Genomic DNA, 13,737 nt, shown 5'->3' with positions numbered 1-13,737 from the left:
AAAAACCCGGCCTTTCAGCCGGGCTCTCCCTCCTCCTCAGGATGGTAAAAGCATGTCTCCAAAAAGTGGAAACCGGTTTTTGGATAAAGACATGCGTAGAAAAAGCTATTCCGCGGCGATGCGGATCGCCGGAGCCGCGTCCTTCACCTCGTGATCGACATGGCTTTCGAACTTCTCGAAATTCGTGACGAACATGTCGACCAGCTTCCTGGCCTGCGCGTCATAGGCAGCCTTGTCGGCCCAGGTCGAACGCGGATCGAGGATGGATTTGTCCACGCCCGGCACTTCGACCGGAACCGCGAAACCGAAATTCGGATCGATGCGGAATTCGGCATTGTTCAGCGAGCCGTCGAGCGCGGCTGCAAGCAGGGCGCGGGTTGCCTTGATCGGCATGCGCTTGCCGGTGCCATAGGCGCCGCCTGTCCAGCCGGTATTGACCAGCCAGCAATCAACCTTGTGCTCGGCGATCAGCTTGCGCAGCAGGTTGCCGTATTCCGAAGGATGGCGCGGCATGAACGGTGCGCCGAAGCAGGTCGAGAAGGTTGCTTCCGGTTCGGTCACGCCCTTTTCGGTGCCGGCGACCTTGGCCGTATAGCCAGACAGGAAGTGGTACATGGCCTGTGCCGGGGTCAGCTTGGCGATGGGCGGCATCACGCCGAAGGCATCGGCGGTAAGCATGATGATGTTCTTCGGCTGGCCGCCCTTGCCCGTCTTCGATGCGTTCGGAATGAAGTCGAGCGGATAGGCGCAACGGGTGTTTTCGGTCAGCGAGCCATCGTCGAAATCCGGCTGGCGGTGTTCGTCGAGAACGACGTTTTCCAGAACCGTGCCGAAACGCTGCGTGGTCGCATAGATTTCCGGCTCCGCTTCGGCGGACAGGCGGATGGTCTTGGCGTAGCAGCCGCCTTCGAAGTTGAAGATGCCGTGTTCGCCCCAGCCGTGCTCGTCATCGCCGATCAGCGTGCGGGTCGGGTCGGCGGAAAGCGTGGTCTTGCCGGTGCCGGACAGGCCGAAGAAGACGGCCGTGTCGCCGTTCGGGCCTTCATTGGCCGAGCAGTGCATCGGCATGACGCCCTTGGCAGGCAGGATGTAGTTGAGTGCGGTGAAGACCGACTTCTTCATTTCGCCGGCATAGGAGGTGCCGCCGATCAGGACGATCCTGCGGGTCAGGTCGACCGCGATCACCGTTTCGGTGCGCACGCCATAGCGTTCCGGATCGGCCTTGAAGGACGGCAGGTCGATGATCGTCATTTCCGGCACGTAGAAAGCAAGCGCTTCCTGCTCGGGGCGGATCAGAAGATTGCGGATGAACAGCGAATGCCAGGCATATTCGGTAATGACGCGGGCATTGATCTTGTTGTCGGCATCGGCGCCGCCGATCAGATCCTGAACGAACAGCTCCTTGCCCTTCGCATGTTCGATGAAATCGGCATGAAGCAGGTCGAAGGCCTCGCGGCTCATCGCCTTGTTGTTGTCCCACCAGACGTGATCTTCGGTGTCGGCGTCGCGCACGACGAACTTGTCCTTCGGCGAGCGGCCCGTGTGCTGGCCGGTGCGTGCGACGAGCGCACCCTGCGCCGACAGTTCGGCTTCGGCCCGGCGGACGGTTTCCTCATAAAGACGCGCTGGCCCAAGATTGTAAAAGACTGCGGAGAGTTCCTTCAGTCCTGAAGTGGCAATGGAAGCGGCCGTGTTGTGAATGCCGGTCTCTCTCATGATGTCTCCGCCGTGGTTTGACAATTGATCGGTCTCTTTTCGCGTCACCAGAATGAACGCAAAACAGAGGATGGCAGTCAGAAACAGATTAATCGTGGCAATTCAAATATTTAATCGATTTAAAATTTTTGAAATTTTTTTAAATCGGTTAACCTGTGTGTTATGAGCCGTTCGATTCCGGGAATGTCAGTCCTGCGGCCATTAACCAAACGGCGATTCGGTGAGACGCAGTTCCACTGCTTCTTGGGGCGCCGCCACATTTTGTACCTAATTTGTACTGCACAAGCAGGCGCATTATACTAGTATCGACGCCGAACCGGACGTTCGATCCAGGAATCCGCCAGTTTCTGGCGGCCGAAAGACGAAAAACGTCAGACGTCACCGGCTGGAGATACCGGTCGGCTTAGTTGAAGGAGAAAGGTTCGCATGAAGGAAGCCTCGGCAACGCAGACAATTGCGCTGGTCGACGACGACCGCAACATCCTGACCTCCGTGTCCATTGCGCTGGAATCGGAAGGCTATCGGGTTGAAACCTACACCGATGGCGCATCCGCGCTGGATGGTCTGATGGCGCGTCCGCCCAATCTTGCGATCTTCGATATCAAGATGCCGCGCATGGACGGCATGGAGCTTCTGCGCCGCCTGCGCCAGAAATCCGACCTTCCCGTCATCTTTCTGACCTCCAAGGACGACGAGATCGACGAGCTTTTCGGCCTCAAGATGGGCGCGGACGATTTCATCACCAAGCCGTTCTCGCAGCGTCTTCTGGTGGAGCGCGTCAAGGCGGTGCTTCGCCGGGTTGCCGCACGCGACGGCACGGCCAAGCCGACCGGGCAGCAGGCGAAGTCGCTTGAACGCGGCCAGCTGGTCATGGATCAGGAACGCCACACCTGCACCTGGAAGGGCGAACCGGTCACGCTGACGGTCACCGAATTCCTGATCCTTCATTCGCTGGCGCAGCGTCCGGGTGTGGTGAAAAGCCGTGACGCCCTCATGGATGCGGCCTATGATGAGCAGGTCTATGTGGATGACCGTACCATCGACAGCCATATCAAGCGCCTGCGCAAGAAGTTCAAGGCGGTTGACGACGATTTCGAAATGATCGAAACGCTCTATGGCGTCGGCTATCGCTTCCGCGAGGCCTGATAGATAATTGCATATCGCCAGTCCGCGAGGCCTGGCGATAGCTTAATGAGAGCAGACAGGCGACATGGTCGCAGAAACCCGGAACGACGGCCTCGTCGGCCAGAAATCGGATTTGCGCGAACGCAGGGCCCGGCGGCAGCGCTCGGTGTTCTGGCGTCGCTTCTTTGCGCCCCTGCGCAAGTTTCTCGGCCAGTATCTGTTCTCGAGCCTGACGCGCCGCATCCTGTTTCTCAATCTCGCGGCGCTGGCGGTTCTCGTTTCCGGCATTCTTTATATGAATCAGTTCCGCGAGGGACTGATCGACGCGAAGATCGAAAGCCTGCTCACGCAGGGCAAGATCATCGCAGGCGCAATCTCGGCTTCGGCGACGGTCGACACCAATTCGCTGATGATCGACCCGGAAAAGCTTCTGGAACTGCAGGCCGGGCAAAGCCTGACGCCCTCGCCGGATTCCCCGGATAACTGGGAATTTCCCATCAATCCGGAAAAGGTCTCCCCGTTGCTGCGCCGGCTGATCTCGCCCACGAGCACGCGGGCGCGCATCTATGATCGCTATGCCAACATGCTGCTCGATTCGCGCGCGCTCTATTCGCCGAGCTTCCCTTCGGCGGGACCGGTGCTGCGCTATGACCTGCCGCCGATCGAGGAAGAGACCCCTTCCATCTGGGAACGTGCCGGAACATGGATTTCACACCTGTTCTACGGCGGTGGCCTGCCGGTCTATCAGGAACAGCCGGGCGGCAACGGCCTTGCCTATCCGGAAATCGTCAAGGCGCTGGCCGGTTCGCCGCAAACGGCGCAGCGGCGCAACGAAAAGGGCGAGCTGGTCGTCTCCGTGGCCGTGCCGATCCAGCGTTCGCGCGCAATCCTGGGCGTCCTCCTGCTTTCCACCGAGGGCGACGATATCGACAAGATCGTGCAGGCCGAACGCATGGCGGTTTTCCGCGTGTTCGGCGTCGTGTCGCTCGTCATGGTCATCCTGTCGCTTTTCCTCGCATCGACGATTGCAAGCCCGCTCCGCAAGCTTTCCGCCGCCGCCGACCGCGTGCGTCACGGCGTGAAAAGCCGCGTCGAAATTCCCGATTTCTCGGAACGTCAGGATGAAGTCGGCCATCTTTCCACGTCCATCCGCGAGATGACCGATTCGCTTTATACTCGTATCGAGGCTATCGAAAGCTTTGCCGCCGATGTCAGCCACGAGTTGAAGAACCCCCTCACCTCGCTGCGCAGCGCCGTCGAAACGCTGCCGCTGGCCAAGACCGAGGAATCGCGCAAACGGCTTCTCGACATCATCCAGCACGACGTTCGTCGTCTCGACCGCCTGATCACCGATATTTCCGATGCCTCGCGTCTGGATGCGGAGCTTGCGCGCGAACATATCGACCGCGTGGACATGAAGACGCTCCTGACCAATCTCGTCACGGCAGCGCGCGAAGTGCGCCGCAACAAGGTCGGGACGGAGATCGTCTTCAATACCGGCAAGCTGCCAGCCGGAAAGAAGGGTTTTTATGTTGCCGGTCACGACCTGCGTCTCGGCCAGGTGGTGAGCAACCTCATCGAGAATGCCCGTTCCTTCGTCCCCGACGATACGGGCCGCATCGTGGTGACGCTTTCCGGCGAAGGCAGCCGCCTGCGCGTGCTGGTCGAGGATAACGGCCCCGGCATTCCGATCGAAAATATCGAGCGCATCTTCGAGCGCTTCTATACGGATCGCCCGGCATCCGAGGCTTTCGGACAGAATTCCGGTCTGGGGCTTTCGATCAGCCGCCAGATTATCGAGGCGCATGGCGGCACGCTGACGGCTGAAAACATCGTCGATCCCGCAAAGCCCGACCAGTTCAGGGGCGCGCGTTTCATCGTCGATCTGCCGGCAAGCGCATGACGCCGGATGAGGAAAAAAGCGGACTTCACGCGACGACGCTTCAGGTGCGGGGTCGCGGCGTCATGATCCTTGGACGCTCGGGCGCGGGCAAGACGGAGCTTGCGCTGACGCTTGTCGAAAGAGCGCTCCTGCGCGGCGAGGCGGCATCGCTGGTTGCCGACGACCGCACATTGCTTCATGTGGAAGACGGCAGGCTCGTCGCCAGTGTTCCCGCAGCCCTCGCCGGTGGCGTGGAGATTCGCGGCGCGGGGCTTTTCAAGGTGGCTTTCGTGGAGGCGGCGCCGCTTTATCTCGTCGTCAGGCTTGTGGATCGTGACGAGGCGGAACGCTATCCGAGCGGCGAGACATGGGAATTCGAAGGCGTTTCGCTGCCCCGGCTTCTTTTGCCGGCTTTATCGTCGAACGGTGATTCCAACGCGCTTTCGCGGGCCATCGAGGCCAGTTTGTTCTACGAAAAATGGCCTTCTGACGACGGGTGAAGCGGGCTTCGTTACGAATCGATTAATATTTCGCCGCACTGCGGCATTTTGCTTTTTTCATGGCAGCGTGGGAATTTTTCACTTGCTATCAAGATTTGCGCTGCCAAGATGCACAACTCGCCGGCGTTTTTCCGGCGTGGTTTCAGTGCCATCTGACACTCTGGCGGGGTGATGCGGCGGGCACGCGACGGGAGCTTTTATAGTATGATCGGACTCGTGCTTGTCACGCACGGAAGATTGGCCGAAGAGTTTTTGCATGCTGTCGAGCATGTAGTCGGGCCGCAGGACAATTTCGAGACCGTATGCATCGGTGCCGAAGACGATATGGAACAGCGTCGGCGGGATATCGTTGACGCGGTGGAGCGCGCCGATAACGGCAGCGGGGTCATCATTCTGACCGATATGTTCGGCGGCACGCCGTCCAATCTCGCCATTTCCGTCATGAAGGAAGGCAAGGTCGAAGTCATCGCAGGTGTCAATCTGCCGATGCTGATCAAGCTGTCGAGCGTGCGCATCGGGGGCGACATCAAGACGGCGCTGCGCGAGGCGCAGGATGCGGGGCGCAAATACATCAATGTTGCGAGCCAGGTCCTGACAGGAAAGTAATTCATGCACTCCAGCGTGCCCGTTACCGGTCAATACGAACCCGAAACCGCAGTTTCCCGATCCTTCGAGATCGTCAACAAGCGCGGCCTTCACGCCCGCGCCTCGGCCAAGTTCGTGCAGCTGGTCGATGGCTACAACGCACATGTCCGCGTGAGCAAGGACGGCATGACCGTGGGCGGCACCTCGATCATGGGCCTGATGATGCTTGCCGCATCGCCCGGCTGCTGCATTGATGTGAGCGCTTCCGGCGAGCAGGCCGATGCCGTGCTCGACGCGCTCCAGACGCTCATTGCCGACAAGTTCGGCGAAGAATGCTGAAGCACGAAACCGCTGCCGCCGTGGGAAATCTCCACGATCCGGTGGCCGTTTTCGATGCAGGGATCGGCAGTTACGCGCTGGTTGAACTGATAAGGCGCAGCCAGCCGCAGCGCGACATCATCTATTTTGCCGACCGGGCGAGTTTTCCTTATGGCGCCAAAAGCCGCGATCAGCTGCTTTCGATCATGCGCCATACGATCCGCTATCTGACCGGCCTTGGCGCGCAAACCATCGTGCTTGCGTCCAATGCGCCCTCGGTCATGGTTCTCGACGCCCTGAAAAGCGAGTTTGCCGTGCCGGTCCACGGTGTTGCGCCGCCGGTTCGCGCCGCATTTGCGGTAAGCCGCAGCGGCAAGGTTGCAGTCATGGGCGTGCGCTCCATGATCGAAAGCGCAGAGCTCGCGCGCTTTGTCCGGGCCGAGGCCAACCGTCCGGAGGACGTTGCCCTGATCAATGCGTCGGCGATGGTGGAACTGGTGGAAAACGGTGCTTTTCTTCGGCAGCCGGATGAGACCGGGCAGAAGGTCACCGCATTCTGCGATGAGATTGCCGCAAGCCATCCGCGCATCGACACGCTGACCCTCTCCAGCACCCATCTGCCATGGCTGCGATCGTTCTTCGAGACCGCGCGTCCGGACTGGCGGTTTCTGGACCCCGCAGACGATGTAATCGCCGCGCTCCCGCAACCCTTCGGCGGTTCAGGCCGCACGGTCGCCCTTGTCACGGAAAGCGACGCCTATCCCGTTTCCGGGTTTCGCCGCATGCTGGAAATATTGCAGGTCGATCTTCCTTTGACGGTCGTCGACCCAGCATCCGGCCAGCCTGCCTGATATGCACGTATAAAGATTTCTTTATATTGCGTTGTGCTTCGGCCCGCAATCTGCTAGTCAGATCGCCAGCCGGAGCGCTTTCCCGCATGGAAAGCCGCCCCACATTGGAATGCAATTCCGGTGGCTGATTACATCTTTATCGAGCTGGAACTGCCTTTTATTGGAGCACGCGATGACCGCAAGCCAAGATTTTGTCGTCAAGGATCTTAGCCTGGCCGATTGGGGCCGCAAGGAACTCGACATCGCAGAAACCGAAATGCCGGGCCTGATGGCTGCCCGCGAGGAATTCGGCAAGTCGCAGCCGCTGAAGGGCGCGCGCATTTCCGGATCGCTGCACATGACGATCCAGACCGCCGTTCTGATCGAAACGCTGCAGGCGCTTGGCGCACAGGTCCGCTGGGCTTCCTGCAATATTTTCTCCACGCAGGATCACGCCGCCGCCGCGATTGCCGCAACCGGCACGCCGGTTTTCGCCATCAAGGGCGAGACGCTTGAAGAATACTGGACCTATACCGACAAGATCTTCCAGTGGCCGGACGGCGAACCATCCAACATGATCCTCGATGATGGCGGCGACGCCACCATGTATATCCTCATCGGCGCGCGCGCCGAAGCGGGCGAGGACGTTCTGTCGAACCCCGGTTCGGAAGAAGAGGAAGTGCTTTTCGCGCAGATCAGGAAGCGCATGGCTGAAACGCCGGGCTTCTTCACGCGCCAGCGCGACGCCATCAAGGGCGTGACGGAGGAAACCACCACCGGTGTCAACCGTCTTTACCAGCTGCAGAAGAAGGGCCTCCTCCCCTTCCCGGCCATCAACGTCAATGACAGCGTCACCAAGTCGAAGTTCGACAACAAGTATGGCTGCAAGGAATCGCTCGTCGATGGCATTCGTCGCGGCACCGACGTCATGATGGCAGGCAAGGTTGCCGTCGTGTGCGGTTATGGCGATGTCGGCAAAGGCTCCGCCCAGTCGCTCGCCGGTGCAGGCGCGCGCGTCAAGGTGACCGAAGTCGATCCGATCTGCGCGCTGCAGGCCGCAATGGACGGTTTCGAGGTCGTGACGCTCGATGACGCCGCTTCGACCGCCGACATCATCGTGACCACGACCGGCAACAAGGACGTGATCACCATCGACCATATGCGCAAGTTCAAGGATATGGCGATTGTCGGCAATATCGGTCACTTCGACAATGAAATTCAGGTGGCTGCACTTCGCAACCTGAAATGGACCAATGTGAAGCCGCAGGTCGATCTCATCGAGTTCCCGGACGGCAAGCGCATCATCCTGCTTTCCGAAGGCCGCCTGCTCAATCTGGGCAACGCAACCGGCCATCCGAGCTTCGTCATGTCGGCATCGTTCACCAATCAGGTTCTGGGCCAGATCGAGCTGTTCACCCGCACCGATGCCTACAAGAATGAAGTCTATGTGCTGCCGAAACATCTCGACGAGAAGGTCGCTCGCCTGCATCTCGACAAGCTCGGCGCCAAGCTGACTGTGCTTTCCGAGGAACAGGCCGCCTATATCGGCGTCACTCCACAGGGCCCCTTCAAGTCGGAACACTACAGGTATTAACCATACATTAAGCATTGCACTACATGTTGAGATCGGGCGGTTGACAAACCGCCCGGTCTTTCTTTTTGCGTGCAAGATGCTTCACGTGGATTCGCCGGAAGGGTATTGTGTAGGCGAATCAAGGTGTTTGAGCGGGTGTTTGCGTTGCGCGTTTTTTGCCGGTTGTGGCGGGAAGCGAGAGGACGATTCATCCCCGGAATACCTCAAAACGGGTTGGTCATCGTGCACTGTGGCGGCGTGCGTATGGTCAGGCTTTGATGTGTATTGAAGTGTTTTAATACGGCCAGTCTGCCTTTGCGGCAGTTTTCATGGCCGGGTGGCGGAGAAAAGGACAACATGCCAGAGTTCGGCGCAACGGGGATTTTGCGGAATGTTTCCGCAATCGTTACTGGCAGGCAATGGCGTCCTGCTGCCCTTGTTGCAAAGCCGCTTGGATGGCTTTCTCCGAAAAAGGCCGTGATGAAGGCTTCCGTTTCTCTTGCAACGCTTTTTGCTGCCATGCCCGCCTTTGCGCAAGGCGCAGAATCGACCCGCATCGCCCTGCCCTTCGGCGGCGGCAGCGTGGGCGCTTTCGAGGTCATCCAGTTTTCCATGTTCCTCGGCGTCATGGGCGCCGCTCTCCTTTCTGCCGGATGGCTGATCCGCGAACGGTCGCGCGTTGCCGCAGAAAACAAGGAACTGCGTTCCAAATTCGCCGATCTCAATCTCGTCGCCCAGCGCAATGAAGCCCTGCTCAACCTCAAGGATCAGCGCATCGTGGTCTGGGACGGCCACAGCACGCGCGCCGAGGTTGTCGGACTGCTGCCGGACGAAAGTGCCGCCCCGCAGGATCGTTCCGCCTTTCTGGCCTTTGGCCGCTGGCTGCGTCCGCAATCGGTCGTGGCGCTAGAGCGCGCCATTGGACTGCTGCGCGAACAGGCGCGGTCTTTCGATCTTACGGTTGAAACCGTCAACGGCACCTTGCTCGACGTGCGGGGACGCACCTCCGGCGGTTTTGCCGTTGCCCGTTTCCTCAGCCTCCAGGGCGTGCAGGCGGAACGCGCGGCATTGCAGGCGCAGAACCGCGAATTTTCCGAGCGTATCGAGCTTTTCCGCCGTCTTCTCGACCGGATCGACCAGCCGGTCTGGGCGCGCGATGCTGCTGGCCGTGTGGATTGGGTCAATGCGGCCTACGCGCAGGCGGTCGACATGGCGGATGCAAGCCAGGTCATTTCCGAAGGGCGCGAGCTTTTCGGGGCGCAGGCACGCCAGCGCCTGGAGCGCGACCGTTTTGCCGAGCCCGTCCTGCAGGAACAGCTGACCGCTGTCGTGCATGGGGATCGCCGCCTTTTCAACGTGACCGATGTCAGCGCGGAAACGGGTTCCATTGGCCTTGGCGTCGATCTCACCGAAGTGCAGGCGGTGCGGGAGGAACTGAACCGCACGCTGAAAAGTCATGCCGAAACGCTCGACCAGCTTTCGACGGCAGTGGCGATTTTCGATCCCGAGATGAAGCTGCAATTCTTCAATCAGGCTTTTGCCAAGCTCTGGTCGCTCGATACGGCATGGCTGGAATCGCAGCCGAGCAACACGCTGATCCTCGACCGCCTGCGTTCGGAAGGAAAATTGCCCGAACAGCCGGAATGGCGCAAATGGAAGGATTCAGTGCTTTCCGCCTATCGCGCCGTCGAGCCGCAGGAACATATGTGGCACCTGCCGGACACGCGAACCATGCGCGTCGTCGCCAATCCGCATCCGCAGGGCGGCGTGACCTGGTTCTTCGAGAACATGACGGAAAAGTTCGAACTCGAAGGCCGTTACAACACGCTCATCAAGGTGCAGGGCGAAACGCTCGACCATCTGGCGGAAGCCGTGGCGGTGTTCGGCTCCGATGGCCGCATCCGGCTTTCCAACCCGTCCTTTGCCGATCTCTGGGCGCTGCCCATGCCGCTCATCGTCGAAGGCACGCATATTTCGTCTATCGCCAAAATCTGCAGCGAGCGCGGCGGCGACGGGCTGTGGGATGATTTCGTTTCCACCGTCACCGGCTTCCTCGACAAGCGCGACGGGCGCATGGGCCAGGTGGAACTGGACGATGGCACCATTCTGTCCTTTGCCGTGGTGCCGCTGCCCAAGGGCCAGACGATGCTGACCTTCATCGACGTCACCGACACGGTGCGCGTCGAACGGGCGCTCAAGGAAAAGAACGAGGCGCTGGAACTGGCCGACCAGATCAAGAACGATTTCGTCCAGCACGTTTCCTACGAGTTGCGTTCGCCGCTCACCAACATCATCGGCTTTACCGAACTGTTGCAGACCCCGGCTTTCGGATCGCTCAACGAACGCCAGATCGAATATCTCGACCATATCAGCACCTCGTCATCGGTATTGCTGACCATCGTCAACGACATTCTCGATCTTGCCACCGTCGATGCCGGCATCATGGAACTGGAGGTCGGCGAGGTTTCCGTCGTGGAAGCGATTTCGGCTGCCGCCGCACGGGTAGGCGAGCGGATGCGCGACCACGATATCGGTCTCGATATTGATATCGCCGACGATGTGGACGTGTTCAAGGCTGATGCCAACCGCGTCCGTCAGGTGCTTTTCAACCTCCTGTCCAACGCTACGAACTATGCGCCGGAAGGCTCCAGCATCCGGCTGCAGGTGGCGCGCGAAGGATCGGAAATCGTTTTCGCGGTCCACGATGACGGTCCGGGCATGCCGGGCGAGGTGCTCGACACGGTTTTCAAGCGTTTCCAGTCCTATCCCAATGGCGGTCGCCGCCGCGGCGCCGGGCTCGGACTTGCCATCGTCAAGAGCTTTGTCGAACTGCATGGCGGATCGGTGGATATCGACACGGGTTCCGGTCGCGGAACAACGGTGATTTGCCGTTTTCCATCGGAAACACGCAGCTTCCGCATCGCCGCCGAATAAGATAAAGGGTGCCCATGAGCGCCTCACAATCCAGCATCAGCTATTTCTTGCCCGACGAAACCGCAACGCAGCGTTTTGGTGAAGATTTCGCCCTTGCGCTTCAAAAGGGCGATCTTGTCACGCTTTCCGGCGATCTGGGGGCGGGAAAATCCTCGCTTGCCCGTGCGATCATCCGGGCAATCGCTGACGATGAAGGACTGGACGTTCCAAGCCCGACTTTCACGCTTGTGCAAAGTTACGAGGCCTTGCGGATTCCGGTCGCCCATGCCGACCTTTACCGTATTTCGCACGGCGAAGAACTGGATGAGCTGGGACTGCCGGAATTTATGGAGGATGGCGTGGTTCTGGCCGAATGGCCGGAGCAGGGCGAGGGGTTTTTGCCGGAACCGTCTTTTGCCGTCACACTGAGCCATGAAGGGGCAGGGCGGCGCATTGCCGTGTCGGGACCTGTAGCTGCCATCAGCCGTCTGGAACGTTCGCGGGCTATTCGGGCATTTCTGGACAGCCATGGCCGTTCCGATGCGACGCGTCGTTATTTCCAGGGAGATGCTGGTCCACGCAGATATGAGCTTATCGCAAGTGCCGTCGATGATGTCGAAGTTCTCATGAACGCGCCAGCGATGTCGTATGATCCGCCGTTACGTAATGGCAAATCCTACCGCCAGCTTGCCCATATTGCAGAGAACATTCAGGCTTTCGTGGCAATTGATGGTTTGCTCGCAAAGCACGGTTTTCGCGCACCGCAAATGCGTGCCATGGATATAGATGCAGGACTTTTGATCCTCGAAAATCTGGGGACCGAGGGTGTGCGGGCAGCGTCCGGCGAACCTGTTGCTGAACGTTATGAAGCCGCCGGGCGCTTTCTGGCACATCTGCACGGTATCACCTGGCCGAACCATGCGCCGGTTGCCGGCTATCCTGATCACATCATCGCCGGTTTTGACCGCGACGCGATGATGATCGAGGTCAGCTTGATCGGCCAGTGGTATGCGCCGCGCATGATGGGCAGAAAGCTGACAGAGGCAGAAAAGCAAGCTTTCGAGGCGGCATGGGATCGCGTGATCGCCGATATTGCCGATGTCGAGAAGAGCCTGCTCCTGCGCGACTACCATTCGCCGAACCTGTTCTGGTTCCCGGAGGCGCAAGGCAAGGACAGGATCGGTGTCATCGATTTTCAGGATGCGATGATCGGGCCCGCAGCCTATGACGTCGCTTCGCTGGCGCTCGATGCGCGGGTGACGATTTCGCCGGAGCTGGAACAGGCCGTAGTCGCAGCCTATTGCGATGAGCGCCGTGCGCTTGGACATGCCTTCGATGAGGCTTCGTTCCGCAAGGCCTATGCGGCCATGGGCGCGCAGCGCAATGCCAAGCTGCTGGGGCTTTTCGTGCGGCTTGACGAGCGTGATGGAAAGCCGGCTTATCTGGAGCATCTGCCGCGCATTCACGACTATCTCGGACGTGTGCTGAAGCATCCGGTCATGGCGCCCGTGGCGGCATGGTTTGAGGAATTGGGGTTGATGCAGCAGGAAGAGGCCGCGTAATGAGAACGCCGAAAATGGCCCTGGAGACGGCTATGGTTCTTGCCGCCGGTCTTGGCAAGCGCATGCGCCCCATCACCGAAACCATTCCAAAGCCGCTGGTCAAGGTGGCGGGCAAGCCCCTGATCGACTGGGGCCTCGATGCGGCCGCACAGGCCTGTATTCGCACCGCAGTCGTCAATGTGCATTATCTGGCCGACCAGCTTGAAGAGCATCTTCGGGACCGTAACGATCTGGAGATCGTGATTTCGGATGAACGCGACATGCTGCTCGATTCCGCTGGCGGCATTGTGAAGGCGCTGCCGATACTGGGAACGCAGCCGTTTTTCATTCTGAACGCCGATACATTCTGGGTCGGTGACGAGAAAGCCCCCAACCTCACGGCGCTGGCTGAAGCCTGGGATGCGGAGCAGATGGATATTCTGCTGATGACGGCGCGTCTCGATCAGGAAACCGGTTATGAAGGCAAGGGCGATTTCGTTGCCGACGATAACGGGCATCTACGCCGTGCGCGTGATGTCTCCGGCGAGCCGGTGATCTATGCCGGAGCAGGGATCATCCATCCCCGCATCTTCAATGGCGCGGAGCCGGTCGTGTCCTCGCTCAATCGTTATTTTGATGAAGCGATTGCGGCGGGTCGCCTTTATGGTATGCCAATGACCGGGCACTGGCTGACCGTCGGCACGCCGGACGCAATCGGCGAGGCGGAGGCGGCGCTTACCGCATTCGCATAAGG

The 13,737-nt window shown here is 59.7% G+C and carries 11 protein-coding genes; 10 read left to right on the top strand and 1 reads right to left on the bottom strand.

All coding sequences use genetic code 11. The features are described 5' to 3' along the window. Positions 1–105 precede the first annotated feature (105 nt). The gene (locus tag ACOWVS_RS10745) at positions 106–1,716 is read right to left on the bottom strand and encodes a phosphoenolpyruvate carboxykinase (RefSeq protein WP_063619814.1); all 1,611 of its coding nucleotides are present in this window, start codon (positions 1,714–1,716) and stop codon (positions 106–108) included. Between the two features lie 426 nt (positions 1,717–2,142). Here ACOWVS_RS10745 and ACOWVS_RS10740 point away from each other — a divergent pair, with 426 nt between their 5' ends. The 10 genes from ACOWVS_RS10740 to ACOWVS_RS10695 all read left to right on the top strand — a co-directional run bounded on the left by ACOWVS_RS10740 (position 2,143) and on the right by ACOWVS_RS10695 (position 13,735). Continuing rightward, the gene (locus tag ACOWVS_RS10740; RefSeq protein WP_006468074.1) at positions 2,143–2,862 is read left to right on the top strand and encodes a response regulator transcription factor; all 720 of its coding nucleotides are present in this window, start codon (positions 2,143–2,145) and stop codon (positions 2,860–2,862) included. 64 nt (positions 2,863–2,926) lie between these two features. Beyond that, positions 2,927–4,744: a stimulus-sensing domain-containing protein gene (locus ACOWVS_RS10735; protein ID WP_063619815.1), complete on the top strand. Its 1,818-nt coding sequence runs from the start codon at positions 2,927–2,929 to the stop codon at positions 4,742–4,744. Next, positions 4,741–5,223 (top strand): HPr kinase/phosphorylase, encoded by a 483-nt coding sequence (locus ACOWVS_RS10730; RefSeq protein ID WP_063619816.1) that lies wholly within the window; start codon positions 4,741–4,743, stop codon positions 5,221–5,223. Before ACOWVS_RS10735 ends, ACOWVS_RS10730 begins: the two co-directional genes overlap by 4 nt. A 204-nt stretch (positions 5,224–5,427) precedes the next feature. Beyond that, positions 5,428–5,829 (top strand): PTS sugar transporter subunit IIA, encoded by a 402-nt coding sequence (locus tag ACOWVS_RS10725; RefSeq protein ID WP_006472522.1) that lies wholly within the window; start codon positions 5,428–5,430, stop codon positions 5,827–5,829. 3 nt (positions 5,830–5,832) lie between these two features. Then, positions 5,833–6,147 (top strand): HPr family phosphocarrier protein, encoded by a 315-nt coding sequence (locus ACOWVS_RS10720; RefSeq protein WP_025089868.1) that lies wholly within the window; start codon positions 5,833–5,835, stop codon positions 6,145–6,147. Further along, a complete protein-coding gene (locus ACOWVS_RS10715) occupies positions 6,141–6,977 on the top strand; it encodes a glutamate racemase (RefSeq protein WP_063619817.1) in 837 nt (278 codons plus the stop codon). The genes ACOWVS_RS10720 and ACOWVS_RS10715 overlap by 7 nt, the downstream gene beginning before the upstream one ends. A gap of 172 nt (positions 6,978–7,149) precedes the next feature. Beyond that, on the top strand, positions 7,150–8,550 hold the full coding sequence (ahcY, locus tag ACOWVS_RS10710) for an adenosylhomocysteinase (protein WP_021587566.1): 1,401 nt from the start codon (positions 7,150–7,152) through the stop codon (positions 8,548–8,550). A gap of 459 nt (positions 8,551–9,009) precedes the next feature. Then, the gene (locus tag ACOWVS_RS10705; protein ID WP_245670648.1) at positions 9,010–11,463 is read left to right on the top strand and encodes a PAS domain-containing sensor histidine kinase; all 2,454 of its coding nucleotides are present in this window, start codon (positions 9,010–9,012) and stop codon (positions 11,461–11,463) included. A 14-nt stretch (positions 11,464–11,477) separates the two neighbouring features. Further along, positions 11,478–13,004 carry a tRNA (adenosine(37)-N6)-threonylcarbamoyltransferase complex ATPase subunit type 1 TsaE gene (gene tsaE, locus ACOWVS_RS10700; protein ID WP_075041815.1) on the top strand — a complete coding sequence of 509 codons (1,527 nt, stop codon included), beginning with the start codon at positions 11,478–11,480 and terminating at the stop codon, positions 13,002–13,004. Continuing rightward, on the top strand, positions 13,004–13,735 hold the full coding sequence (locus ACOWVS_RS10695; protein WP_075041816.1) for a nucleotidyltransferase family protein: 732 nt from the start codon (positions 13,004–13,006) through the stop codon (positions 13,733–13,735). The genes tsaE and ACOWVS_RS10695 overlap by 1 nt, the downstream gene beginning before the upstream one ends. Positions 13,736–13,737: the final 2 nt, after the last annotated feature.

The sequence above is a fragment of the Brucella sp. IR068 genome (assembly GCF_049065885.1).
Taxonomy (GTDB): Bacteria; Pseudomonadota; Alphaproteobacteria; order Rhizobiales; family Rhizobiaceae; genus Brucella; species Brucella intermedia.
This window is presented reverse-complemented; position numbering and strand designations above follow the sequence as displayed.